Below are 24970 nucleotides of genomic sequence, written 5' to 3'. Positions count from 1 at the left end.
GAAATCTGGTTATTTTTCAAATATTAGCCTTTAATACCCGATTCCATTAATTCTTCATATTTGTCTTCGGTAATAACAACTATACTGATGTCCTCTCCTGAGGCTGAATCCCTTCTCATTGCTGATCTAAGGGCACGGATGGCCAGATCAAGGCATTCCTTCTCTGACATACCGTCTTCAAACCTGTCCTCAAGGACACCATAGGCAAACGGTGAGCCTGACCCTGTAGCCACAATCCTGTCTTCAGGAGATGCTCCACCAAGAGCGTCAACCGAATAGATGGACGGACCATTTCTGTCAATGCCGCCAACGAGCAGCTGGACATAATATGGGTACATCCTGTTCTGGTTTAAGACATTGCTGAGGAGTGTGGCAGCCGCACCAACGGCTATAGGCCTGCCTCTTCTGATATTGAAGAGGCTGCACTCAACCTGCATAAGACGTGCAAGCTGCTGGGCATCGCCTACACCGCCGGCTATAGTCATACCAATACGATCAGAGATCTGATAGACCTTCTTGGCCTTCTTGCTCGCGATCATATTGCCCATCGTGGCTCTTCTCTCCGTTGCCAAAACTATACCGCCATCGAATAATAACCCGACAGTGGTAGTTCCTTTCATAATTTCTTTGGAGACCTCTTGCACTAGAACCCGCTCCGTAATTTATAATATTGAAGGGTTTGAAACCTAAACAAAAACGCTTCAGATATAGAAACGTCTTTATTATCCTTAAATGTTGTTGTAATATCCCTTATAATGAGATTAGCCGGAAATTTATTTTGCCGGAATTATTCCGGATTTCCGGCAGATACAACTTCAAAAATCTATTTTTCAAGCAGTGCCCTGATGACATCCCTGTCAAAGAGCATGGAGACCATCTTCTTGTCTCCGTTTGTCACAGGAAGCTGATCAACCCTTGACCGCTTCATCTTTAAAGCACAGTCACTGATCTCAGCATTCTGAGGAACTGCCACAACATCCTTAATCATTGCCTCTTTAACAGGCTTTAACGGGAGCTGCACTTTGGATATGCCAAAAGAAATGGTATGCATATCTCTTATACTTTCCCATGTCCACTCATCGTCATCAGTGCCGTTTGAGAGATCTGAGACCTCAACACTGTCTTCAATGAGAGCCTGCTTGATGAGATCCCTCTCCGATATAATTCCGGTGAGCATAGAATCCTGATTAAGGATAGGTACAGCATCGTAACCGGATATCTCCATGATTCTTCCGACAAGTGGCAGAGGTGTATCCTCCCATAGTGCAAATGTCGGCCTTGTATATTTCAGGCGGATCTCTTCGGAATTCTTTGTCTGTGAAACAGCACTGACAAGGTCAGCCACACTCAAAATTCCAAGAAGTCTGCCATCTTCAACAACAGGAAGCCTTCTGAAATTACGTTTTATCATAATTTCAGCTGCCTCTTCAATGGTGGTATCCGGCGGAACTGTCAGTGGATCTGATGTCATCAGAAGGCTTAACTGTGTCTCGTCAGCCTTTCTGAGGAGATCCTTTCTTGTGATAATCCCGACAAGTTTGCCTTCCTTAGTTACAGGAACGCCGCTTATTCCGGTTCTCTTCAGAATCCTTAAGACATCATCCCTGTTACCCGGTGTTTCAACTGAGACTACATCCTCAGTCATGTAGTCTTTTACATACCTCTGTTCTATAATCTCACCACCATAGTAGAGACATTGCTGTGTTTAATCACATAATCTGTTACACTTCCAAGAAGCAGGCGCTCAACCTCACTCTTGCCATGAGAACCCATGACAATAAGATCTGCACCGATCTCAGCAGCGTACTTCAATATCTCTTCTCCGGCATGACCCTGGGAAGTTTTGGTAGTCAACTCTATTCCGTGCTCTTCAGCCAGTTTTGCTCCATCTTTCAGCGCTTTCTGACCCTCGGATTCCATACGGCTGTAGATAATCTCCATTGTGCTGTCTGTCGGAATGGATGAAAACCCCCCGGTCTCAACTACATAAATAGCATGTAATCCGGCCTTTCTTAATTTTGCCTCATCAATAGCCGCCTGAAGGGATTTGTTACCCACCTCAGAGCCATCAACGGCAGTAAGAATAGTCTTAAACATATTCTGGCCTCTGATAATTGATCTTTAAAAAACCAGATTAATAGTCTTTATCCAGATGAGATGAATTTATCCTTGTAACAACGGTTTTTAGAGGATTTTTTGAAAATCCGGTGTTAAAACGCGCAGAATTAACCACATAAAACCTCGCCGGAGCACTTTTCCGGATGTAATACGGCCCGCCAAAGAGGGATGATCCATCAACTGCCATTCTGTAAATATCAGCGGCATTCACCCCATATACAAAGGATAAAAACGACATCTCAGAGAATATATCAGGCTGAACAAACATCACATTATCCGTCCCCAAGAGAACTTTGCAGCCGAAATCCAGCATTTTATGTATGGGCGGGTTGTTTTTTCCGGATGCGACACCAAGGCACCAGTTTGATCGTGGACAGACTGCAATGGGTATGCCTTCATCAGCACAACGTTTAAGCTGGGAATCGGTTGCATGGGTGCAGTGGACAAGGAGGTCAGGATTTAGATCAATAGCACCGTCAACATCACGGGCATCCTTCTCCCCGGCATGGAATGCCACAAATTTACCGGAATTTTTAGACCTCTTTGCAGCCTCAACAGCCAAAACCCCCTCCTTTATACTGGACACACCAATACCGTCAGCTATATCCTCACCACCATTCCGCCCCAGGATTCTGCCGTCAATATTCCCCCCGGCAAGGGCGGATTTAAGGAGTTTCACACCGGAAATACCCCCTTCCCGAAAGTCAAGAAATCCGGCCGTTGCCGAAGATTTCATATATCCTATAGTTGCCCTCATGGCAGAGATGATATATTCAGGGTCTGATTCTGAAAGAAGCCTGTGCTTAATACCGTTTGGAGGTGCAACAAGCTCTGAGAGGCTGCCTGATACCGGGTAGTCCATCGCGACTGTGTCGGCGATATGTGTATGGGCATTGAAGAATGACGGCAGTATCCATCTCTCATCGACATTCTCCCTCTCCTCAACCGAGGTTATAATTCCGGATTTAACTACTATTTCTGCCTTTACTGCCTCAAGATCCCTGCCTGCAAAGACAATTCCGGAAACTGTATATTCATCTTCCATAAATGCCGACCTGCCTTACTTTATATATCCTGAATGACAGATATAATAATAATATGGCAGCAAAGAAAAAAGGCGGCAACCTGATCTCATCCGCAGGTCTTGTCACATATTATGACAGTGAGGACAGAAGGGCAGTCCACATTCCTCCAAAAGCAGTTCTTATCACAGCAGCAGCAGCCGGAATAATTATCGCAGTGCTGAATCACCTGTTTTAAGGAGCAAAATGTTTAACTCCGGAATTCAGAACCGGAGATCTTAAACAGCGGAATAATTTTTCAGCCGGATTATAAGGCAGAAAAAAATAATTTTCCCGGCAAAAACTGTCAGGAAAATCAAAAATAATATATTTTAATTACAGATTCAGATCTATCTTTATATGTCTGATTCATTATTATCTGTCTGAACGATTTCTCTTTCATAAGAACATAGCAGGAAACCCCTGTGTCTTTAGCTCAGGGGTAGTTGACAATTGGATCTATTTACGCCTTCCCGTTGTGGCTATCCTCTTTAGTCATATAAGATCTCTTCAGTGCCCTTCTGGTGATGTCCTCTTCAGGTCTGAAGTACAGTTCATCATGACCCTTCCATGACCCACAGTTCCGGAACACAACAGCAGGAACCCCCCTGTCAGACTCTCCCATTATGAAGTTTGCAAAGGCAGCAATCTCATCAACAACAGCCTCTTCTGTTATCTCTAAAACCCTGCCAAAGAGATCGCAGTCGCCTCTGAAGTCATGAATAGCAGTCATCCCTGCCCATCCGATTGCAACGCCGGTCTGCCCACGCCTGAAAGACCGCCCACAGGTATCAGTGATAATTACCCTGACATCCTTACCAGTAATCTCCTTAAACCTCACCCTCATCTCCTCTGCTGACTCCATCGGCTCAGGCGGAAGGTAAATAATAGTTCCGTCCTCAACATTGCTGTTGTCAACACCGGCCCTGACACCGACATGCCCGCATCTGACCTGTGAGAGAACAAAAGGCCGGTCAAGTATGAGATCTTCTGTGGTGTCTAAAACTGCCTGAATAAAGCGTGGGTCCTCGCCGCATACGCCGGCTATCTCTGCTGCCTTCTCACCCGGAATTATCTCATCAAGCTGGCGGATATACCCTTTCGTCTTTGAATATACAGATGATGCTATACAGATGATATCACCATCTGAAAACTCAAACCCTGACGCAATACTTTCAGCGAGATCATCACCGTTATGAAATATCGGGAGTTTTTCAACCGGAATTACTTCTACACTCATGTTATATCAGCAATATCTAATTTAAGCTCTTATAAGATAATTTTTGCCAAATCAGCAGGGCACTGCGGCATAACCCACACAGAATTTCATGAATTAGGTATATGCCCGGACAGGCAGCAATACCGGATGATAACCGGATTATGACCATAATAACCGGAGGACAACAAAGTGCAACCTCCGGAGGACAACTTATATCAGTTATCAGGGAATATTCAGGTACAATGTACCTGATTGTCAGGTGCCCCGGATGCCAGGCTTTTTCGTACGCAGATCGCTACCAGAAGTGGAAGCTATGCACGGAGTGCGGATATACCATGGATATCAGAACCTGCCCGGTCTATCTTGACGTTAAGACATTCCCGCAGGCCGAGGCTATAGTAAAAGAGCTTGAGGCTTACCTGCACAGCAGAAATAAAAAGGAGTTATCTCAGGATGAGGTGAAAATTCTGAGAGAAGATTATACAGAATGGATAAGAGCCAACCCACCGTGAACAGCCAGAACTCCTGTCATTCCTTAAACCAGCCAGAAACAATCTTTGATATTGCCGGATACAGATTATCAGAGAAAATTCAATTTAAAGCCACGGCCTTCCGCATCCGGGGCATATGATGGTAACAGTTCTTCCGCAATAAGGACAGTAAAGGCCCCCTTTGCCATTGTCCTCCAGATTCCTGCCGCACTTTTTACAGCGAATCTTTTCATCAAACCCGCACTTATGCTTTGGCATAAGAGACTGTTGAACACCAAAATAATTAAATATATTGGCAGAATTTTTCCGGGAAACAATCCCACCGTCAACAGATCTTTAATCCTGGAATCCTTCCACAACCCTTGCAACTTTGATGGAATCATTCGGGCAGGTCTTCTCACAGGTCTTGCAACCGGTGCATTTCTCCGGGTGAAGAATCGTAAGTTTTCCGTCTTTAACCCTCATAATAACCTCATCTGATCCAAGGCTTGCGCCGAATGCAAGTGAAGGATCAATCTCCTTGTTAATCGGACAGGCGACTGAGCAGTTTCCGCAGCGCATACACTTTGCATGGTCAACGGTGAGGTGATAATCTGCAAGAAACATCGTCTTCTCCCTCTCCTGTCTCTCAAGTATATCTCCGGATGTGATTACTTTGTCAGGGCAGACCTCCACACACAATCCGCATCTGAGGCAGTGTCCTTTGTATATTACCGGCTCCCACTTATCCTCACTGTTCTTCAGCACCTCAATTGCACCCGGAGACGGGCAGATCATCATGCATCTTAAACAGTGCGTGCATTCATTGCCGGTAAGGGTTGGATAATCCCTGAAATGTTCAGGAGTAACCAGTGGTGCAGTCTTTACAGTAAAGAAATTTTTAATCCACTCAGCCCTTAAAAACTCTTTTATGTACCATATGACAGATGATGACATCTATGCTACCTCTCATTGCAGGCTATACAGGGATCTGAACTGATATAGGTCGAGGTCACATCAGCCGCTGAATTGACACCTTTGAGCATATAATGAATACATGCCTCAATATTCATAATAGAAGGAGTCCGTATGCCAATATCAACAATCCTGCCGTATTCATCGGTCTCTATGTTATACGTAAGCTCACCCCTCGGAGCCTCACCAGCCCATGAACCCTTTCCGGCCTTAACAATCCCTCCGCCGCGTATCTTTCCTTCAGGCATATCATCCAGGCATTTCCGGACAAGACCAATGCTCTGAAAGATCTCCTGAAAACGAACCTTTATCCGTGCATAATTGTCGCATTCATACCGGATTACCGGTTCAAAACCAAGTTTCTGATAAGTCGGATGATTCATCCTCTCATCAAGGACAATGCCGCTTGCACGTGCAGTCGGGCCGACTGCATGTGAGATTCTGCCCTCCTCTTCAGACATCAGCCCAATCTGCCGGCTCCTGAGTCCTATAAGGCTGCCACCCTCAAACATCCCATCAAACCGTGTCAGATCCTTCTCAAGCTTATCAAGACCAGCTCTTAGAACAGCCATCTTTTCATCATCGAGATCATACCTGACACCACCCGGAATCATATAGGCACAGGTGATCCTTGCCCCGGTGATAAGCTCGATGAGATCCATTGCAGTCTCCCTCAGGTTTAAGAGATACATGGCAAGGGTCTCATGCTCAATGGTGTAGCAGTATGAATAGTTGGCAAGCATATGCGACTGAATTCTGTCCAGTTCATTCACAATGACCCTGAGGTACAAAGCCCTCTGCGGCACATCAATCTCACTGATCTTCTCAACCGTCTCTATGAATACCATGTTATGAATAACCGAGCAGATGCCGCAGATTCTCTCGGCTAAAAACATAACCTCCTGCCAGGGCCTGCCCTTCATGATATTTTCAATACCCTTCTTGACATAGCCGAGATCAATTTCGGCAGAGATAACCTTCTCTCCGGCGGTTTCGCACCGGATTCTTGCCGGCTCTTTAAATATAGGATGAACAGGCCCTATGGGGAGTGATACATCAACCTTCTTTCTCATTTTTTATCCATCTCCTCATAATCCTTAAAAATAAGCGGGGCCACGCTCAGAATCGTGCTGATTATCTCAGTGGGCCTTGGCGGGCACCCCGGAATCTCTGCTGCTACAGGGATGTGCTTTGATACCGGAGGATTGACATAACTGCCCCTTCTGTTAAAGACACAGCCCGATACAGGGCAGTTTCCAATCGTTACAGCAACCTTGGGGTCAGGGATCTTATTCCAGAGATTTAAGAGCTTGTCATCCCACTGCTCAACAAATGCTCCTGTAATCAGCAGTACATCTGCTTCCCTTGGATTGTTGTGGACATAGATACCATACTGCTCAATATCATAACGCGGTGCAAGGCAGGCTAAAATTTCAATATCACAGCCATTGCATGACCCGACATTCACAAAACTGACATGAATGGATCTCGACCGTACATTATTCTTTAAATTCTGAATAATACTCATTTAAGGATCAGCTCCCTGATCTTCTCACGGCCGTATATTACCGCCTCTTTCTCACTCATTCCGCCTGACATTTTACCGGATATATCAGTCAATAAAAGGTCCATCTCATCTTCCGTAATTATTGGCATATATTTTGTCAGAAATCCTGTAAAGAGCAGACGATCCGGAAACTCCGGCACCTCATCACCTTTCCAGACATCGTACCTTGCCGGCATGTTTTCAAGGTATGACATATCAAAATTCTCGATAAGCATGGCCCTGAATTTCTGGATATTCATATCAAGACCGTCTGAGATCTCCTTAATAGCCAGGTTCTGCAAAGGCGCTCTCACAATCCGTAATTTCATATTGCGAAGGCTCTTCTCATATACATATCCGGTCATATAAGACCTCCTGCCTTTAAGACACCATATCCTGCAAAGACAAATATGAGCAGCCACAAAGCCGCCATCTCACCTCTCTTCAGGAGATCCTTACTTCCGAAAATTACAAGAACCGGAATTACAATCAGCATTACGATCAGAACTCCGGCCTGAACCGCAACTGACGGATTCAGGTATGCCTGATATGCCGCAATAAGTGCAAAGACTATACATCCGGATGTAATTCCGGCTTTTATAAGAGTCATAACAATACCCCCAGCACCGCAGCAAATACAATCATAAAGACGATTATCAGTATCTGAACAGTTACACAGTCATAGGGTGACAAAAGCGGTGTTGTCGCAGAGACAAATGATAGTGACACAAGGACAATAAGCATCACGAGCAGTGTCAGCAGTATGGGCAGCTGCCCGAAGAAGATTACAACAAATGCGAATAAAAGGACAAACGTCTTAAGGCCCTCACCGACATCAAGAGCTGCCCTCCATACACCGAAGTGCTCAGTCTTATATCCGCTCACAATCTCCTTTCCCTGCACTATAGAAAACGGCCCGTACGGCATCTTGGAGAGTATGACCACATACAGACCAAGTGCTGCCGGAGGCACTATCAGAAGAAGAGGCCCGTGTTCCGCCTGAAATGCAATGAGATCTGAGATCATCAGAGATCCGGTGAAGAAATAGATCATCGCAACCGCACCAAAGAGCGGAATCTCAGATGATGCGGATATGACTGACCTGACACCGCCGAACTTGGAGTACGGCGATCCCGGAGACAGTCCTACACCATGCTCAACCATCTTGTGAACCATATATATGCCGAATAAGAGCAGAATGCTCTGCCCCGCAATCACTATAAACAGTGCTGCCGTCCATATACCGATTGCCACAAGCACAATTCCGGTGAACAACAGTTCACTGCCTGTCTTTGGAATCCAGGTCTTCTTAAATGAAAATTTGAGAGTGTGCAGTATCTCCTGCCATATCGGAGGGCCGGGCCTGCCCTGCACCCTTGCAATAACCTTCCGGTGTATTCCAAGAAACAAAAGCCCCAGTATTGTTGCTAATATCAGATATTCTATCATATTTCAGTACCCGATAAAAGGAATATCCCTCTCTCCTTCTCCTGCTTTCCACCAGAGTCCTGTAAAGAGCACGAATGGCGGAAAGGCAATAGTCATAAGCACTGCTGCCGTCAGGAAATCTGCAATACCAGCCCTTAACATAACTTCTGCTCCAATGCAGACCAGAAGAGAGAGGACGGCTACCAGTTTGACTGTACTTTTTTTCATATTCCATCACACCGTTAACAAAATCTCAACCACCCTGAGGAATATCAGGAGCGAACTCACATGAATCATTATTACATAGGGAGCACCCGGTGCCCTGAAAAGCTCAGCCTTTGCAGCGTAAAACGGTGCTATACCCTCGCCTGTAACTCCGACCAGAAGCATCACCTTTGCAATCAGGGGCATAGATACCATTGCACCTGAAAGCTCCCATATGCTGAGTGTTCCTGCTGACGCAAGCGTAATTGCCGCACTTCCGAATAACGGAACTGTTGCAACCATCGCAACAATGCCGTAATTAAAGGCGGCATTTAAAACATGCCTGTTCTTGACTGCCGCAACTATGCCTATTATGCAGATACCAATCATTGAGACAAAGAGAGTGTAGTTGAAGATGTCACCGCTCAGGACAGCCCCCATGGTGGCAACACCACAGGCAACTGCCATAAATCTCCGGAACTTCAGTTCGGCAGGCCCAACCTCCTTTGCATATACAGCATCATCACCAAAGACCACATCAAGCTGTTTCTCAGGTCTGCTGAATATGCAGAAGAGCGTGAATATCAGTGCCAGTATGAAGAGAACGGCTGTATATGGAGTGAAGTAATTCACAATATCGCCAAACGGCAGATAAAACAGTTCTTCACCGCCGACAGCTCCTGACTGAAGATCAAACATTCTCCTCACCTCCCATCGTTCCAATAAGCGACATCTTTGCCATAACCTTCACAAGAATTGCACCTCCGGCAAGCATGACTGCAAAGAACCAGTACTGCGGCAGAATCATGAATATGAAGAAAGCTACAATCCAGAATGCCCAGGCATAACCGCTCACAATCTCAAGTATCTCAAACCGCTCCATACTTCCCTTACACATAAAGAAGAAGACCGCACCGGTTGCAGCAACCGCACCACCTGAAAATCCGGAGAGGACTATTCCATAGGCAACAAGCACAAGTGCCATTATTGCAGGTGCAGAATCCATTATTTCGAGCCGGAACTTCCGTTTCACCGGCTTTGTCAGTCCTTCCCTCACAAGATAGATCTCAGAGATGGCCAGCAGTTCAGATATGCCGACTACAAGACCGGGAAGAATCAGTGCCTCGGCAAGATCTGTTGCAACCATTGCGATAAGTGCAAGGGCAACAATCTCGGCAAGATCTGTTAATATAAGACGGTGGAGATCATTCTTCTCTTTAAATAGCGCAATAAAAACTATCGCTGATGCAGCAAATATGACAGTTATTCCGAGGAAATAGGTCTGATCCATCATTCCTTCCTCCTGTACAGAAATGCCGCTATTGCAAATGCAACAAAGAGAATGGATGTCTCAACAACCGTATCAAGCCCTCTGGTATTATAGAGGATCTCATCAATTATTCCTCCCGGATGCGAGACTATAGTCGTTCCGAGATAGAAACTTGAGGCTGCCATAAAAGCCGAAAGCGGAGTTAAGTATGCAGTCACATAACCAAGATATGGTGCATTTGAGGGATACTGGGCTTTGACTACGGTATCTCCGAAAGGAATTCCGCCCCTCTCATACGGATTTAACGGGCTGTCAGCCACAATATCCTTTGGATAGAGCTGTTCTGACTCATATTGCAGGGGAGAAGTTACCTGAAGGCATAATGCAGCTATGAATACAACCGCAACGATAAGCCCGTAGATATTCGCAATATTCTCTACCTTCTGGAGATAATCTGAGATCTTACGGACTACCATCTTCCATCACTCCTCTCAAGCACCCTCACAAGAACAAATGTGGCTATTGCCGTTACAGCGATAAAGGTCATCAGCGCGAGAGTCTCGTTAAATGAGAGCATTATCAGCAGAAGACCCCATGCGGGAATTTCAACATTTATCAGCCGGATAAGTGGTGTCTTCGGCTTTGGATCAGCCGCAGCAATAACACCAATTACCAGAATAATGCAGCCAAGTGCAAATTCAGGCGCTATCATCAGCATCACTCCTGCAGACCATAAGAATAAATATCGTTGTTATCGGAGCAATAAGCGAGACTGCAATCGCAACGTCAGTATAACCACCTGCAATTATGAAGGGCATAATTCCGGCGGCTATGATGCCAACTGAGATCAGCTTCTCAAACTGCTCCCTTGAAAATGCTGCCATTACAGTGCCGGCAATCGCCAGAAAACCGAATAATAGAATGGATATATCGTCAATCATTCTTTTTTTCCTCCGGCAATCCTGCTGGCTATTGCGTTTGACTCAAGCGTTGTTCCTATGAAAAAGGCAGCGGCGGCAGCAAGCGAGAGCGGATCCTTTAAGATCAGCACAAGCGAACCTGCAACAGCAAAACCTATGACATTCAGGAACGGCAGTTTTAAGAGGTTATTTTTTACAAAAGCGATACGTATCGCCGCATAAACTGCAACCAGACCACAGATCCACAGTTCAATCAACTTTTAAACCTCCAGAGTTTTCCAAGAAGCCGGCTTGAATATTTATGTGAAAGGCCCTGAATTGTTACAATGGCAAGCACCATGCCTGCAATGAACTCCTCCGGAGATATACCATAAAAGGAAAATCCCCAGATCACAAAGGATGCAATTATGGCTCCTGTGGTTCCTGCATAGCCTTTATCATGGCATATTCTGTTGCCAATAAAAACCAGCACAACTGCCGCCAGTCCGCCATATATGCCATAGACATAGACACCACACGCAGCAAGAAGTGTTCCGGCAGATGCATCAGGAGAGCAGACTATATTTCCAATCATATAGCCTCCGTTTAAATTCCCCCCTTCCTCCTCAACTGACCTGCCTATTGCCTCAGCACCGCTAACTCCGCCTTTCTTCGGAAGGCCGAATATAACATCGGTTGTGACAAAAATAAGCCATGCCACAACTGCCGCAGCAATAATATTAGTTATTCCGTTTAGCATGTCAAACCAGACTCTCTGATATTCTTTGATGTTGTTTGCACGATAAATCTTTTGACCTGACATTATGGACATATCTTCACCGTAATAAACGGCAAAAGCCACATGAAATGAAAAGTTTAGCGCTTATTTATCCGGATAAGAGCAGCGTATGAGTTATAATCCGGAATTTCCGGAGAATAACCGGCATTTATACTCTGCCACCTGCCCTCTACTTAGAATTAATAATAAAGATCATTAATAGTTTTTCTTATTTTTCTGATATAAAACATTAAAGTCAATATTTTCTGAAGGGTCAGACACAAATTAACGATTTAATTTTTATTTATCCGGTTTGTAAATTCATTTATACTGATTTGAAGTATTATTGCACATAAGAGAAATAATTATTCTTTTGCGCTTTTTTTGATCAGATCAGTTAATACCAATGCAGACAATTATTTTTCCAGAGTGATTATGGATCTCTATCATGACAGATCTGCATCAGCAGTCCTGATCTTCTCCTGCATAATTCTCATATCTGCAATTATTGCATTCTCACCTGTCATAGATGCATTCATATTTGCCGCAACAATTGCCATAGTATTAATGCCCGGAAAGGAGATTCTGTGCCGCCGGATTTCTGAGAGATTTGCATCGCTTGTAATGGCATTATCAGTCATATTTCTGTTTACCGGTCTTACAGGCATCCTGTTCCTGATAATATACGGGATATCAGATTATGCCGGTGAAATTTTTAACGGAATTATACTCTGGTTTGACAATCATGATTCTATACAGTCTGTCCCGGCAACCAACAATATTCTGACCGATCTGCTCTTTGGGGAGGATGGCATAGCAGGTGAAATCATTGACTCGATGGCAGGCACTGCAATAATTTCCGGAATAAAACTGATGCTCTTTTCTGTTCTCCTCTATTTATTTTTTCTTAACGGAAAAACGGTCTGGAAAGGACTGAAGAGTATAATTCCGGAAAAATCACTTGAGATTGTTAATATTCTTGAAAAAAAGGGTAAAGAAACACTGTACGCTGTATATATTGTCCAGTTTGTCACATCAGTGGTGACCTTTGCCCTTGCGCTTCCTTTCTTTTACCTGCTTGGGTTTGACAATGTCCTTGAACTCTCCGTCATTGCCGCAATATTTCAGCTGATTCCGGTCATAGGCCCGTCTCTTATGATGGCAGTATTTGCATTTTATTCAGTTTCAGTGGGGGATTATGTCGGGGCACTGCTTATTGCAGGAATTGGCTATCCGGTTGTATGCGCTTTTCCGGATCTGGTGTTAAGGCCCGTTCTGATGGGGAGGCGGGCTCTTGTCCATCCTGCTGTGATGTGGATTGGCTTTTTCGGAGGGATTTATGTCTTTGGCATGTCCGGGCTTGTGCTTGGCCCCCTGCTGCTGGCGCTTATGATGACAGCTGCAAAAATTCTGGTGGAGAGTGAGAAGATAAAGAAAAACAGATTTATCCCGGAGATATTCAGGAGAAGCTGACTGATTCTTCCGGATGGTTGCAGGGGTCCCATATATGAGAGCCGGATTTTCTGATACTGAATAAAAGAACCGGACAGGTTAACAAAAACCAGGAAAACTATGATATGATGATGGATAAATGCCTGAAAACAGAATGGAATGGAGAATACTATGAAGTGCAGAGATTTAACCGGACTCTGAATATATTTATTGTTGGCATCCTGCTGCTCACATCATGGTATTCCTTTTACATACAGATTATTGCCAAAATTCCGTTTGGGAACAATCCTGCGCCGGATTATATTGTTATACTGATTGCCGTAATATTCGGAATTTTATTTCCGGCATTTTTCATTGTCCTGAAGTTAGAGATAAATGTGAATGACAACTGTCTCAGATTCAGGTTTTATCCAATCCATATAAAATGGAAGGAGATTGCCCTCTCTGAAATTTCTGCCGCAGAAGAGGTAAAATTCCGGCCAATAATGGAATACGGCGGCTGGGGGATACGGTTCAGGAGAGGCATAAAGGCATACATCATGAAGGGCAATGAGGGCGTTATGCTTACATTTGCAGACGGAAAGCAAATTCTTCTTGGGTCACAGAAAACAGGTATGCTTCTTGAAGCTATGAGAAAAAAGTGAGTTTTTATCCGGAAAAATTAATAAATCCGGATGATTAATATAAAAATAATCCATCAGGATCTCATGGAGATCTATTCTGATTCTGAGTATTCAGGTGCTCCATTGCAGGAATATAATCACTATTGTATTCCAGTGATTTTTCAAATGCAATGGCAGCGTCATCTGTCCTTCCAAGGCCGGACAATGCAACACCATATAAGTCCATATAACGCTCCGGAGTGAATAACAGACCCTCTAAGTTATCGTCTAATTTGTCAGTGTCAATACGGCTGAGTATCTCTGCTGATTCATCAAATCTTCCAAGGTTGTTTAAGGCAACTGCACTGACCATTCCGTCAGTTGTATTGTAATATTCATTCCATTCAAATGATTCATCTGAACTATAGAATTTTCTGCTAAGTTCAATATTTTTAAGGGCCTCTTCTGATTCTCCCATCTCTGCAAGTGCAAAGGCTTTAAAAAAGAGAAGGTCTCCCTCCCACCAGTTATCCGGATTGTAATATTTAACGGCCTGGTCTGTTACTTCAACAGCATAACTGTAATTTCCGGTAATAATTGCATAATAAGCTGTATTGCAGGAGTACAGTGGTGTCGGATTTAAAGTCATGGCCTTTTTAAACGCATCAAACGGTTCATTTAAATCTGCATCACTGTTGTTATGGGCAAGTCTGTCAATAACACAACCAAAATAGTTCCATGCGACATCATCTTCCGGGTCTGCCTCTACAGCCTTCAGTCCGGCAGAATATGATAGTTCAAAATCCTCAACCGGATCATTAAAAAATACCATGACTACAGCATTCCAGTCTTCTGAACTGACATTAACACACTCCAGTGATCTGTTAAAGGCAGTATAGGAGGCTTCATTTGAAGCTGACGAATCATTCCATAATGCTTTTCCAAGACCTGCCCATGCAGTCGGGGAGTTATCTCCTGAGCTAAGGGCAAGGGCACGTGTAAACAGATCCTCTGCCATTCTGTTGTCTCCACTCTCCAGTGCAATATATCCGGCATCAATTAAATTCTCAGATGACGGAGAAGCTGAAACAGGAGTTGCAGACAGCATAAAAATTATCAGAAGGCAAAAGAGAGCCTGGTTAATTGTAATATTCACAGAATTATTTATTCATCTGTTTGTATTTATACCAAACAGTGATGATAATTTCAGCTTTCAGGGTATCCGGTGTCGGTCATGATCCTGTAAGGACTGACAGGGCATACCCCATAAATCAATAATGATTCCGGAATGACTTCTTTAGAGGATATTTCCGGATATGATACAGTTATATCTTCAGACTGAATCCTTCAGGATCTCATGGAGGTAAAAGTTATGAGTGCCGAGTTTGCCGTCATAATTGCCGGCATCTATGAAGAGAACCCCATCTTCCTTCACTGCCGCCAAAATGCCGTCCCTTGTGGCATCTTCGATAACTTTGGCATCAGTGCCGTTTATCACAATCTCATATATTGAATTCACACCGTCAGGGACGAGGGAATCTTCTATTTTATCCTTCAGAGTCGGGCAGAACCTGTGGTTTGTACTTGCAGACATAGGGAATCTGTAATTTTTGCTTGCAACCTTTGACCCGCTTGCAACAATCCCGCCCGGAAATCCGGTTATAATACCTTCACGGTTTTTAATTGCCTCAATTGCAGCCTGTGCGGCCGAGAGTGCAGACTGCTTATCACGACCCATTATCAGGAAATTTCCGCCTGCAATACCTTTTACTGCACCGAATGACTCCTCTCCGATGTAATCGCCTTCCATCACCGGAATCTTCCAGCATTTTCTGCCTCCGACTATGCAGCGGCTCTCATATGAGTCGCCGAAGTAGTGCATCTTAATGTGGTACCTTGTTCTGGCATCCGGAAATCCGTCAAATGCGGATGCGGTTGCGGCTGTAAGCACACACTGTGAGATTCTGGCAGAGACATTCTCCTTCATACTCTTTCTGGCAGTACAGATGAATATAGATACACCGGGCCTCCCGTCCGGTGTTTCAGATGGTGAATAGTATCTCTCAATTCCTGCCTCACACGGGCACATTATCGTTGAGGTTGCAAATCCGGTGGCCTCAGTTGCAGCCACCATTGCAAGCTTCAGTGAATCTGCTGTTATGATAATCCGTGAGAGCCATATAGGAAATGCCTCCGCATAGGTATCAACAATTTCAGTGCCTTCTATCTGCATGGTATTTCCTCCTCAGTTTCCGGTTTTGATTACGCCGTCTTCGGTTACGATATAGTCCATAAAGACATCATTATCTTCAAGCGGCAGTTCTTCTGCTTCCTGGCAGGCAAATGCAAGTGCAATCTTTGTGACATCCGGATTTTTCTCAAGGAATCTGTCATAGTAGCCTGAGCCGTATCCAAGCCTGCCGCCACGCCTGTCAAACCCAAGCATTGGGAGGATTACCACATCAACTGCTCCCTCAGGTACAGGGATCTCGTTTCCTATTGGTTCAGGGACATTGAATGTGCTTGGCACGAGGTGTGAGAGATCCTTTAAGTATGAGAGCCTGAGGCTGTAATCTTCCTTTACAATGATAGGGACAACAAGGTCATATCCCTCATCAAGAAGTCTCTGAAGAAGCGGGGTTGTATCAACCTCAATGTCCTTTGATGAGAAGCCCATGACGGTCTGGCCCGGTTTTACAAGTGTAAAGAAATGGCTGCATATTGCTTCACCTTTAACCTTTTTTTCCTCAGGCGTGAGTGAATCGCGCCTGTTTCGCATAATGTCGCGGACTTTGTTCTTAGCTTCGCGTAGGTCAGAATATTCCTGAGGCATAGGGATTAATTTTTGAGTATTATTATTTATTGGTATAGTTGATTGCCGGAATTTTTTACAGGATACAGTCTTTGCAGTTCTGGTTGCCACAGTCTATGTTGTCAATTTTGTACTTAAGCGCCCACACTTTGAGATGTTTTATCACATCTATAAGCCCGACACCACTCTCTGTAAGATAGTATTCACTCTTAACAGGGAAACTTCCGGCATCGACCCTTCTGCCGACAAGACCTTCCTCTTCAAGTTCTTTAAGTCGCTGTGAGAGGACTTTTGAGGTTATTCCGTTAAGTGAACTTTTCAGCTCTGAAAACCTCCGGGTATAGTTCTCCCCTTTGTAGAGTTCAAATATTATCAGTAAAGCCCATTTCTTCGTCAGGTACAGGGCAGTTTTGTACACTGTGCAGTCCTTATGCATAGTATAGTTTCAGAAACTCATTGGTATTTATAATTTAGTATCAAAATGATATTTTGTATCATAAATATACAAAGGAGAGACAAAACTATGTTCTGTTACCAGTGTGAAGAGGCCGCAAAAGGATGCGGATGTACAGTTAAGGGAGTATGTGGCAAGGATGAGTCAACCGCAGCGCTCCAGGACTGCCTGATATATGCCATAAAAGGGCTGTCACTCAGAAATATTGAGGCCCGGAAAGACGGTAAGGAGAGCAGAGAGGCAGGCAATCTGATTGCAGAGTCACTCTTTGCCGCACTTACGAATGTCAACTTTGACAATGAGAGGCTCTATTCACTTATAACAAAGGCAGTTGAGATCAGGGATTCTCTGCCGGAAACGGGATGCAGCGATGAAATATCTGTATGGAAACCAGAAAATATCGAAGATGCAATAAAGAAGGGCTCTGAGAACGGAGTTTTAGCAACGGAAAACGAGGATGTAAGATCACTTCGCGAACTTCTCATCTACGGCTTAAAGGGTGTTGGTGCCTATTACTACCACGTTGTTGCCCTTGGATCTGAGGATAAGGAAGTAACAGACTTCATGGAGGATGCACTTGCGTCAACAGCTGCTGATCTCAGTATTGATGAGATGGTCGGATGGGTGCTTAAATGCGGTGAGATTGGAGTTAAGGTGTTAGAGGGTCTTGACAGGGCAAACACCACAGCATATGGAAACCCGGAGATAACAACCGTTTCAACATCTTCCGGAAGCAAACCGGGCATTCTTATTACAGGACATGACCTAAAAGACCTTGAGCAGCTGTTAGTCCAGACCGAAAATTCAGGTGTTGATGTCTATACCCACGGGGAGATGCTTCCCGCACATGCATATCCAGGCCTGAAGAAGTACAGCAACCTCATTGGAAATTACGGCGGATCATGGCCGCACCAGAGACAGGAGTTTGAGAGTTTCAACGGCCCTGTGCTTGTTACAACAAACTGCCTTGTGCCACCGGCTGAATCTTATATTAACAGGGTTTACACCACAGGCCCAACCGGTTTTTCCGGCGTGAAACACATCACTGAGGACTCTGAAGGCAACAAGGACTTTTCTGACCTGATTGAGCATGCAAAGAAGTGCAGTTCTCCGGATGACATCACCGTTAAGGGTGAAGGTTACACTGATGAACTCATTACCGGATGTGCACACCATGCAGTCCTTTCAATTGCTGATGCAGTGATTGATGCCGTTAAGCAGGGGCAGATTAAGAGATTTATTGTTATGGCCGGCTGTGACGGCAGGCAGAAAGAGAGGGAATATTATACTGAATTTGCAAAAGCACTGCCACAGGATGCAGTAATTCTCACTGCCGGATGTGCGAAGTACAGGTATAATAACCTTGATCTCGGTGACATAGGCGGAATTCCGAGGGTCATTGATGCAGGACAGTGCAATGACTGCTACTCACTTGTGGTAATTGCAAAGGCTCTTGCTGATGCCTTTGGAACTGACTTAAACGGACTTCCGGTATCATACAATATTGCCTGGTATGAACAGAAAGCTGTGCTTGTTCTGCTCTCACTCCTGCACCTCGGTGTAAAGGACATCACACTTGGGCCAAAACTTCCGGCATTTGTGTCTCCGGCAGTCCTGAATGTGCTTGTTGAAAACTTCGGCATCCGGGCGAACACCACGGTTGAGGAAGATATGAAGATCATGATGCCCTGAAATTCGCGTATGGATATTGTGAAGAACTGCCCCAGGAAAATAATTTGGAATTACACAATTCAACTTGATTTGAGACATAGATAAATAGAAATATATAAGCTATAATAAACAATATTATAATCTAACAGGTAATTTCAGGAAAAATAATACTAAATCCCCCAACCCAGAACTGGACTTATCTGAGAATATAATATACCAACACATTATTTTAGCCTCTTTTTGTTGTATTTTTGATTCATCACCCGTGATAATTTAATCAGAGTGAAAAATGACAAAGCATAGTCATATGCATAGTTGCGAAACTCCCGGATTTTGCTACTTTGAAAAGCTATCACATTGACCGGACTGCAACCGCCATTGCTGGCAGTTGAGGAATTAACCGGATAAAATGAAATATGGAGATTTTAGATACGCAACCAATGCAGCAGCAAAAAAATCCTCCACTTTCACAAGAGAGACTTCTTGCTTTACTGTTTGCAGCATACAGCACGTTAGCAGCGTGTTGTGCAAAGATTTTTGCAAATGTTATCTCTGTAATAATCATTTGAATTCCATAAAAAACGTGTACAAATTGATATTTATGTTAGTTAGCAGCAGAATAAGAAAACATATAAGCACATTTTTTTCATTCTTCTCTGTATTCCGACCTGATTTATCATCTGTGCCTTCTGCGTTATCCGGCATTTGGTGCAAACAGGTATTTTCAGGGTTTTTTGCTGCCGGAAATTGGATTTTTCCGGAAAATTCCCAATCATAGGTGTTTTTCCTCTTTGCAGAATTCTGCTGCAAAACTGCTGTGATGCCGCTAACATGGTCCGTGCCGCGGGTTTTGTTGCCGTTATTTTTGGAAACTGTAGTGATTTTGTTGATTTCTGTGAGTGCAGCAGTTTTATTGTCTTCACTGCTGAGATGTCCTGTCCTGGCTGCGGGGCTAAGTGCAGATGGATGGCTAAGGCCGTATAACAGAGATCTGCTTTTGCATCTGTAGCTGTTCTTTCCATCAGAATCAGGACATATACACGTGAACTACCTCCGGGCTAAAGACCCGGATGCTTCCTGCTTCATACCTCGGAGTAACCTCCACAAGTCCACAGGCCCTTCCCCTTGTCCCAAGGGTGTAATATATCAGATACTTGGTTATCGTAATGATATCCATGGTCATTATCCCGATTATTATTTGAATGTATCGCTTACATCCCCTTGGCTAAAGACCAAGGGGTTTTACGCTAATCTTATAATTCATGTAATAATGCGTTATGGCCGGTATATATGTCCTGCTTAACAATGAGTTTTTTTGTGCTGTTTCTGATGTCCGGAATTTTGGTATGTTCAGGTGGAATGGCGGAATTGCTGGTGGGATGATATGAATGCAGGATGGTCTGGCTTTTTTGCAGTGTAATCTCTATGGGTTTAGTTCTCTTCGGCTTTGAAAAAATACCTTATACGCGGTGGATTGACAAAGCATGATTCAAAGCAGGTAGATAATTAAGTCTAAAAGAGTATCACATATTAAAAGTCTGTATGTCTGGTGGGGCATTAGTTCATACCGGAGATAAGTCTGTGACTTTTAATTTATAAAAAAGAAGTAAAAGAAATAGGAATTATCAATTCACCGAAAGTTTCTTGAGATTCACATCTCCGTTTGTATTTCCTATCGTCAGTTTATTCCCTCCGTTACCTAACACTCCAGTTATATGCGTTTCTTCAGAACCGGTGAGTGTTAACTGGATGTCATTTGCTGAAACAATACCATATGCCGTTTCTATATCAATTGCAGCGTTGAGTGATGGATTTATGAATGCGGTGATGTCTCCATTGACGCCTTTTATTGTCACATCGTCCTTTATGTCAAAAATGTCAGTGACAATATCCCCATTTACAATCTCCAGATCATTAATCCCCGTTGTTTTCCTGATATTAATCCCGCCATTATCTGCCTGTGCCGATACATAACCATTGATATTGTTCATTGTTATCTCTCCGTTGGAACATGATGCCGATGTATCTCCTTTTGTGTTGGAAATCCGGATATCTCCATTAACCACTTCAACAGAGTTTACAGTAACACCAGAAGGTACGGTGATCTCCATATCTACAGAAACCATTGGTGAAGTCATTTCCGGATATGTCGTCCGGACAGTTATCTCATTGCCACTTCCTGTAGCAGTAATTTTAACTTTATTCAGTTCATCTTCACCGTAATATGTCCGTTTAATAGCTTTCAGTGTAATTTTATCCACTTCTCCACTATTTACTGAAATATCACCGTCTGTATTATCAACGTTTAGTACTGTATTGCTGTCTGCCTCATATTCGTCATTAAACTGTGCAGTTACTTCATTTTCCGGTACTGTGGCTGTACAACCGGAAAAGGCAGTTGTAAGCACTACTGCCAATAGCAGTAATAAAGTAATAATTTTTCTCATGCTGATTCTCCGTTAGTACAATCGACAGTGATATAAATGCATAAACATTTTGGCATCGGAAAAGCAGCAACTGCCTTTTCTTTATCTATAGCTAATACCGGACAGGTGTATAATTACTGCAAAAGCTCAGGATAATACCGGGGCTGAGCTGTTTTTCTTATAGTTCATTCTTTATTTCCCCGCGCTATAATCGCGGCATTTGTGGTCTCGTCCTCAAGGGCATCGGTAAACTGCTTCAGGAGGGCATGCCTTTGCTTTGCGATCTCTGCTGCTTTGTCTGTGTACATAAGATCCTTAAGTTTCAGCAGTTTTTCATGTATGTGGTCATTGGCACTTTCTATGCCCTCTCCGTGTTCGCCTGCCTGCATAAAAGTCCGTGCAATTCCGACTGCTCCCATAGCATCGAGTTTGTCGGCATCAGAGAGGATCTTCGCCTCCGGAGTTTCGGGTTTTGGGCCGGTGCTGTAGCGGTGAGTGCGTATCGCGTGAACGATTGCAGGAATACGCTCTGAATCAAAGCTATTTTTCCGGAGGTATTCCTCTGCTATTCTTGCTCCCTCCTCTTCGTGCGGAATGCCGGTTTTCTTCTCCAGCGGACGTGCGACATCGTGAAAGAGTGCTGCCGGTATGAGGATCTGCATATCCGCACCTTCGGCCCGGCCGATCTCTTCACAGAGGCGGGTGACGCGGAGGATGTGGTCAAGGCCGTGTGATCCTGACTGGGTAAAAAACGTCTCGACATAGGCGAGTATTGTCTCATTCTCGGTGCTGTCCATGATGCAGAAAAGTTGGTGCCGGGTGGAGATTAAGAGGTCGGGCCATATGCAGGGCACCACCTCACAGGAAAATGATCCATCCGGGCCTGAAAAGAGCAAATAATCTGAAATCTCCTGCACGGGTGTATACTTGTTGATTCTTATACCAGATTCACGATACCGATGAGCAGTACACCGGCAACTCCAAAGATAAATGGTGAGTCCCACGTATGTGGTGAAAAAGCCTCGGCAAGTGTTGTGGCAAGCGGAATTGTCACGAGTGCAGCGATGAATTGCGGAGGAGTAAACTCGTAACCCAATGCGATGATACTCAGGATACCTGCGACAAAAACACACAGGCTCCCCTCAATTGAACGCTGATATATTTTATCGGAAAAGAGGGCACGGGCATGATATTTTATCCGGCCAAACCGCACACCGACGGGTTCGGCAAGCCCGTCTCCCAGCCCGTTTATAAGGAGAGGAATAAGAACGAGCGCACCCAGATTCACCGAAGTGAAATATATAAACAGGAGGATGATTACAATGGCAGCCGCGAGATATTGTGTTATCAGCCAGCGCAGCGTGTGGGGCCGGTCCTCAGGCCGGTCAAAGGACAGGAACATGATCCGGATAATTTCGCTCCGCTCCCTTATCGGCTGAATAAAGATAAATAATACGCAGATGGCAATGACCAGTCCAAGCGCCCGTGTTACTGGTGACTGATCATAGACAACCAGCAGGGCCAGAATAATCGGCAGGAAGAATATCGCAAAATGATTGATCTTTCGTGTGTAATTTACCTTAATTCCTTTCCGGCGGACCAGTTGGCCGCTTACATAGTATATGCTAAAAAGGATTGATAAGAGAACAACCTGATTGAAGTAGAATAAAGTATCTATTTCCATGATGCACGTTCTTTGTTGGGGATTGTCGCTGAGTATTCAAAAGTACTGTGTAGGGAGCGTATCATCGAATTATGCCATTTATGACACCAGCCGTAAACGTGCCGGAGACGGCGTTCAAAAAGTGCCCGTTTTTTGGATTGTCTGTAGGAAACCCAGAGAGTATCTAAATATTGGAGTTTAAATACCTAAATCTTTGCAATTATTTCCGGACATAGGTATATGTCCATGCAGAAGGTAACCCGGAAAAGAGTTTGATTGCCGGACAAAATCCGTTGGAGGTTTTTCACATCCGCCACCCCTTACGCCCCTCCTATGCGTTTCATTGGTGGGGCATCTCATCAAAAAAGGGTGAGGTGTCTGGTGTCTCTTCTAATCACCGTCCCCAAACAGTGCCGTTATCACTGAATCTACCAGCGCCCGACCAGATACCCGATGCCTATCAGTGCCAGAACGAACACGCCACCAATCGCGATCGTCGAAAGCGGGATGCCGGGTGCCGGTTGAGAGGTCGGTACGGCCGTGGTCTGCCCTGAAGTTGGTAACGGTGTTGCAGGTGGGGCCGTCTCCGCCGGGGTCGAAACGGTTGTCGGTTCTGCCTGAGTTTTCGCTACTCCGGAGACCGCGTAGAAGGAGAAACCCGGGTTCATTGCTGTGAAATTAACCTGCCCGTTTATAGTTTTCCCGCCGGTACAGAAGGAGATTGATTTCCTCCAGAGAGGAAACCGGCTTTGTCTCCTCGTCGTACACCGATGTCTTCTTCTCACTGACACTAATATATCTATGATTCTGAGGCATAGCTCCAGCCGCCCCCAAACCGTAATGAGAAGATGAGAAAGAATGTCCCCGGGGGAGAGGCTGAACCGTGCGGCAGGTTCCATTGTTCTCCTGAGGGGTGGTTGTACACCCGCAGATCAGTAAAGTATACCCGCACACAGGATGATTTTCAGTTTCATAGCATCCGGGTATATTCCGGAAGGAAATAAACAATTTCTTCCGTTGCGGCCGGCCACCCGGAATTTGCGTGGTGTATGAGAATAGTCCGTGTTATTATCAGAACGCAGCCTCCCACCAAAGTAAAAATTGGATGTCCCGGTTGGTATTCCGTCCCGGAATCAGACAATGCGTCCGGGGCGGGTGCCGGTATGATCTGCGGGAAGAAAAAGTTACTTCACTGGTGACGGTTCTGCCGGGCCGGTGTATATTCCGGAACCCAGCCACCAGTCATCATCAATTTTCACACCATACACCAGTTTTGATTCGAGCGTATTGTCGTGTGTGGGATTGACATAATTGAGCTGGTAAAAACCGCTTCCGTTTTTCACCGATTCGATGTATCCCCTGAGGAACGTACCTGTGTCTCCCTCATCCAGACGGTATAATCCGACCTTCTCCGGACTGACCGGATGGGCAAGGGTTGTACCGTTGAAGGTATAGGCGTAGATATAGAGTTCGCCATCTATAAACGAACCATTTGGGTTGTTAAATTCTGCAAGTGCTTTCTCTTTGCCGTTTGTTTTCACATAGGCAGCTGCACTGTCAACGAAGGCGACAAGTGTTTCATTGGAGGTGTAGGTGTCCTGCGGAATGTTATTGGTATTTTCCTGCGGTGGAGTCACGATATCAGGCTGTTCCTGTGTACAGCCAGCTGTTAAAAGAAACAGACCAAGAACAAGCATAAAAATAAATGAAATTGACGCTTTGCGCATATTTTTGGTTGCGTTTTCCCCCCGATAAAGATGTTTATTTATGAGTGCAACGGAGGATTGTAGCGACAATTCCGTTCTCTCAGGAACCATTTCCTCCTGTATCGGCCATCCCCGCGCTATCATTGCAATGTTTCTCAGCAGTATATCGGGTTCATCGGTTCAGTATCGAATCTTCTTACCGGATGCATGACATTA

At 44.6% G+C, this 24970-nt stretch carries 35 protein-coding genes; 6 read left to right on the top strand and 29 right to left on the bottom strand.

Going from position 1 to position 24970, the window contains the following annotated elements; all coding sequences use genetic code 11:
* Positions 1 to 23 precede the first annotated feature (23 nt).
* From psmB to L6E24_RS12475, 4 genes are all read right to left on the bottom strand, one after another.
* On the bottom strand, positions 24 to 620 hold the full coding sequence (psmB, locus tag L6E24_RS12490) for an archaeal proteasome endopeptidase complex subunit beta (protein ID WP_373021043.1): 597 nt from the start codon (positions 618 to 620) through the stop codon (positions 24 to 26).
* Between the two features lie 203 nt (positions 621 to 823).
* Positions 824 to 1645, bottom strand: coding sequence for a CBS domain-containing protein (locus L6E24_RS12485; RefSeq protein ID WP_257742301.1), 822 nt, complete (start codon positions 1643 to 1645; stop codon positions 824 to 826).
* Between the two features lie 23 nt (positions 1646 to 1668).
* Positions 1669 to 2097 (bottom strand): universal stress protein, encoded by a 429-nt coding sequence (locus tag L6E24_RS12480; RefSeq protein WP_257742300.1) that lies wholly within the window; start codon positions 2095 to 2097, stop codon positions 1669 to 1671.
* A 37-nt stretch (positions 2098 to 2134) separates the two neighbouring features.
* The gene (locus L6E24_RS12475; protein ID WP_257742299.1) at positions 2135 to 3163 is read right to left on the bottom strand and encodes an amidohydrolase family protein; all 1029 of its coding nucleotides are present in this window, start codon (positions 3161 to 3163) and stop codon (positions 2135 to 2137) included.
* A gap of 53 nt (positions 3164 to 3216) precedes the next feature.
* On the opposite strand from L6E24_RS12475, the gene L6E24_RS12470 reads away from it, so the two are divergent.
* Positions 3217 to 3378: a preprotein translocase subunit Sec61beta gene (locus L6E24_RS12470; RefSeq protein ID WP_257742298.1), complete on the top strand. Its 162-nt coding sequence runs from the start codon at positions 3217 to 3219 to the stop codon at positions 3376 to 3378.
* 264 nt (positions 3379 to 3642) lie between these two features.
* Here L6E24_RS12470 and L6E24_RS12465 read toward each other — a convergent pair whose 3' ends face one another.
* Positions 3643 to 4419, bottom strand: coding sequence for a coenzyme F420-0:L-glutamate ligase (locus tag L6E24_RS12465; protein WP_257742297.1), 777 nt, complete (start codon positions 4417 to 4419; stop codon positions 3643 to 3645).
* A 101-nt stretch (positions 4420 to 4520) separates the two neighbouring features.
* Between L6E24_RS12465 and L6E24_RS12460 the strand changes: the two genes are divergently transcribed.
* Complete coding sequence (locus L6E24_RS12460) at positions 4521 to 4910, top strand: DUF1922 domain-containing protein (RefSeq protein ID WP_257742296.1); 390 nt, start codon at positions 4521 to 4523, stop codon at positions 4908 to 4910.
* Positions 4911 to 4994: 84 nt separating this feature from the next.
* Here the strand turns inward: L6E24_RS12460 and L6E24_RS12455 are convergent, their stop codons facing one another.
* From L6E24_RS12455 to ehaB, 15 genes are all read right to left on the bottom strand, one after another.
* On the bottom strand, positions 4995 to 5147 hold the full coding sequence (locus tag L6E24_RS12455; protein ID WP_257742295.1) for a DNA helicase PriA: 153 nt from the start codon (positions 5145 to 5147) through the stop codon (positions 4995 to 4997).
* A gap of 78 nt (positions 5148 to 5225) precedes the next feature.
* The gene (locus tag L6E24_RS12450) at positions 5226 to 5825 is read right to left on the bottom strand and encodes a 4Fe-4S binding protein (RefSeq protein WP_257742294.1); all 600 of its coding nucleotides are present in this window, start codon (positions 5823 to 5825) and stop codon (positions 5226 to 5228) included.
* A 5-nt stretch (positions 5826 to 5830) separates the two neighbouring features.
* Positions 5831 to 6916, bottom strand: a complete 1086-nt coding sequence (locus L6E24_RS12445) for a hydrogenase large subunit (protein ID WP_257742293.1) — start codon at positions 6914 to 6916, stop codon at positions 5831 to 5833.
* Positions 6913 to 7371 carry an NADH-quinone oxidoreductase subunit B family protein gene (locus tag L6E24_RS12440; RefSeq protein ID WP_257742292.1) on the bottom strand — a complete coding sequence of 153 codons (459 nt, stop codon included), beginning with the start codon at positions 7369 to 7371 and terminating at the stop codon, positions 6913 to 6915. Before L6E24_RS12440 ends, L6E24_RS12445 begins: the two co-directional genes overlap by 4 nt.
* Complete coding sequence (locus tag L6E24_RS12435; protein WP_257742291.1) at positions 7368 to 7754, bottom strand: EhaM family protein; 387 nt, start codon at positions 7752 to 7754, stop codon at positions 7368 to 7370. The genes L6E24_RS12440 and L6E24_RS12435 overlap by 4 nt, the downstream gene beginning before the upstream one ends.
* Positions 7751 to 7999, bottom strand: a complete 249-nt coding sequence (locus L6E24_RS12430; protein WP_257742290.1) for a hypothetical protein — start codon at positions 7997 to 7999, stop codon at positions 7751 to 7753. The genes L6E24_RS12435 and L6E24_RS12430 overlap by 4 nt, the downstream gene beginning before the upstream one ends.
* Positions 7996 to 8838, bottom strand: a complete 843-nt coding sequence (locus L6E24_RS12425) for a respiratory chain complex I subunit 1 family protein (protein WP_257742289.1) — start codon at positions 8836 to 8838, stop codon at positions 7996 to 7998. Before L6E24_RS12425 ends, L6E24_RS12430 begins: the two co-directional genes overlap by 4 nt.
* 3 nt (positions 8839 to 8841) lie before the next feature.
* On the bottom strand, positions 8842 to 9045 hold the full coding sequence (locus tag L6E24_RS12420; RefSeq protein ID WP_257742288.1) for a hypothetical protein: 204 nt from the start codon (positions 9043 to 9045) through the stop codon (positions 8842 to 8844).
* Between the two features lie 6 nt (positions 9046 to 9051).
* Entirely contained in the window at positions 9052 to 9720 is a 669-nt protein-coding gene (locus L6E24_RS12415) for a hypothetical protein (protein ID WP_257742287.1), read from the bottom strand.
* On the bottom strand, positions 9713 to 10312 hold the full coding sequence (locus tag L6E24_RS12410; protein WP_257744027.1) for an EhaG family protein: 600 nt from the start codon (positions 10310 to 10312) through the stop codon (positions 9713 to 9715). The genes L6E24_RS12415 and L6E24_RS12410 overlap by 8 nt, the downstream gene beginning before the upstream one ends.
* Positions 10312 to 10767 (bottom strand): EhaF family protein, encoded by a 456-nt coding sequence (locus L6E24_RS12405; protein WP_257742286.1) that lies wholly within the window; start codon positions 10765 to 10767, stop codon positions 10312 to 10314. The genes L6E24_RS12410 and L6E24_RS12405 overlap by 1 nt, the downstream gene beginning before the upstream one ends.
* Positions 10761 to 11003: an EhaE family protein gene (locus L6E24_RS12400; protein WP_257742285.1), complete on the bottom strand. Its 243-nt coding sequence runs from the start codon at positions 11001 to 11003 to the stop codon at positions 10761 to 10763. Before L6E24_RS12400 ends, L6E24_RS12405 begins: the two co-directional genes overlap by 7 nt.
* A complete protein-coding gene (locus L6E24_RS12395) occupies positions 10990 to 11232 on the bottom strand; it encodes an EhaD family protein (protein WP_257742284.1) in 243 nt (80 codons plus the stop codon). Before L6E24_RS12395 ends, L6E24_RS12400 begins: the two co-directional genes overlap by 14 nt.
* Complete coding sequence (locus L6E24_RS12390) at positions 11229 to 11468, bottom strand: EhaC family protein (RefSeq protein ID WP_004076157.1); 240 nt, start codon at positions 11466 to 11468, stop codon at positions 11229 to 11231. Before L6E24_RS12390 ends, L6E24_RS12395 begins: the two co-directional genes overlap by 4 nt.
* Positions 11465 to 11950, bottom strand: a complete 486-nt coding sequence (gene ehaB, locus L6E24_RS12385; RefSeq protein WP_257744026.1) for a [NiFe]-hydrogenase-3-type subunit EhaB — start codon at positions 11948 to 11950, stop codon at positions 11465 to 11467. Before ehaB ends, L6E24_RS12390 begins: the two co-directional genes overlap by 4 nt.
* Positions 11951 to 12403: 453 nt before the next feature.
* On the opposite strand from ehaB, the gene L6E24_RS12380 reads away from it, so the two are divergent.
* Together L6E24_RS12380 and L6E24_RS12375 are read left to right on the top strand one after the other, a co-directional pair.
* On the top strand, positions 12404 to 13441 hold the full coding sequence (locus tag L6E24_RS12380; protein WP_257742283.1) for an AI-2E family transporter: 1038 nt from the start codon (positions 12404 to 12406) through the stop codon (positions 13439 to 13441).
* Between the two features lie 104 nt (positions 13442 to 13545).
* The gene (locus tag L6E24_RS12375; RefSeq protein WP_257742282.1) at positions 13546 to 14064 is read left to right on the top strand and encodes a hypothetical protein; all 519 of its coding nucleotides are present in this window, start codon (positions 13546 to 13548) and stop codon (positions 14062 to 14064) included.
* A gap of 61 nt (positions 14065 to 14125) precedes the next feature.
* On the opposite strand, the gene L6E24_RS12370 is transcribed toward L6E24_RS12375, so the two are convergent.
* The 4 genes from L6E24_RS12370 to L6E24_RS12355 form a co-directional block, all read right to left on the bottom strand.
* Entirely contained in the window at positions 14126 to 15178 is a 1053-nt protein-coding gene (locus L6E24_RS12370) for a tetratricopeptide repeat protein (RefSeq protein WP_257742281.1), read from the bottom strand.
* A 177-nt stretch (positions 15179 to 15355) separates the two neighbouring features.
* On the bottom strand, positions 15356 to 16255 hold the full coding sequence (gene fhcD, locus L6E24_RS12365; RefSeq protein WP_257742280.1) for a formylmethanofuran--tetrahydromethanopterin N-formyltransferase: 900 nt from the start codon (positions 16253 to 16255) through the stop codon (positions 15356 to 15358).
* Between the two features lie 12 nt (positions 16256 to 16267).
* Positions 16268 to 16855, bottom strand: coding sequence for a 5-formyltetrahydrofolate cyclo-ligase (locus tag L6E24_RS12360; protein WP_257742279.1), 588 nt, complete (start codon positions 16853 to 16855; stop codon positions 16268 to 16270).
* 55 nt (positions 16856 to 16910) lie between these two features.
* Entirely contained in the window at positions 16911 to 17270 is a 360-nt protein-coding gene (locus tag L6E24_RS12355; RefSeq protein ID WP_257742278.1) for a winged helix-turn-helix transcriptional regulator, read from the bottom strand.
* 87 nt (positions 17271 to 17357) lie between these two features.
* On the opposite strand from L6E24_RS12355, the gene hcp reads away from it, so the two are divergent.
* Positions 17358 to 18980 (top strand): hydroxylamine reductase, encoded by a 1623-nt coding sequence (gene hcp / locus L6E24_RS12350; protein WP_257742277.1) that lies wholly within the window; start codon positions 17358 to 17360, stop codon positions 18978 to 18980.
* 395 nt (positions 18981 to 19375) lie between these two features.
* Positions 19376 to 19528, top strand: a complete 153-nt coding sequence (locus L6E24_RS12345; protein WP_257742276.1) for a hypothetical protein — start codon at positions 19376 to 19378, stop codon at positions 19526 to 19528.
* Positions 19529 to 20584: 1056 nt separating this feature from the next.
* Here L6E24_RS12345 and L6E24_RS12340 read toward each other — a convergent pair.
* From L6E24_RS12340 to L6E24_RS12320, 5 genes are all read right to left on the bottom strand, one after another.
* The gene (locus L6E24_RS12340) at positions 20585 to 21406 is read right to left on the bottom strand and encodes a DUF4097 family beta strand repeat-containing protein (protein WP_257742275.1); all 822 of its coding nucleotides are present in this window, start codon (positions 21404 to 21406) and stop codon (positions 20585 to 20587) included.
* Between the two features lie 164 nt (positions 21407 to 21570).
* The gene (locus tag L6E24_RS12335) at positions 21571 to 22182 is read right to left on the bottom strand and encodes an HD domain-containing protein (protein ID WP_257742274.1); all 612 of its coding nucleotides are present in this window, start codon (positions 22180 to 22182) and stop codon (positions 21571 to 21573) included.
* Positions 22183 to 22322: 140 nt separating this feature from the next.
* Positions 22323 to 23069 carry a hypothetical protein gene (locus L6E24_RS12330; protein WP_257742273.1) on the bottom strand — a complete coding sequence of 249 codons (747 nt, stop codon included), beginning with the start codon at positions 23067 to 23069 and terminating at the stop codon, positions 22323 to 22325.
* 407 nt (positions 23070 to 23476) lie between these two features.
* Entirely contained in the window at positions 23477 to 23947 is a 471-nt protein-coding gene (locus L6E24_RS12325; protein ID WP_257742272.1) for a hypothetical protein, read from the bottom strand.
* A 285-nt stretch (positions 23948 to 24232) separates the two neighbouring features.
* Positions 24233 to 24685 (bottom strand): cache domain-containing protein, encoded by a 453-nt coding sequence (locus tag L6E24_RS12320; protein WP_257742271.1) that lies wholly within the window; start codon positions 24683 to 24685, stop codon positions 24233 to 24235.
* Between the last annotated feature and the right edge of the window lie 285 nt (positions 24686 to 24970).

Source organism: Methanoplanus endosymbiosus, assembly GCF_024662215.1.
Lineage (GTDB): Archaea > Halobacteriota > Methanomicrobia > Methanomicrobiales > Methanomicrobiaceae > Methanoplanus > Methanoplanus endosymbiosus.
This window is presented reverse-complemented; position numbering and strand designations above follow the sequence as displayed.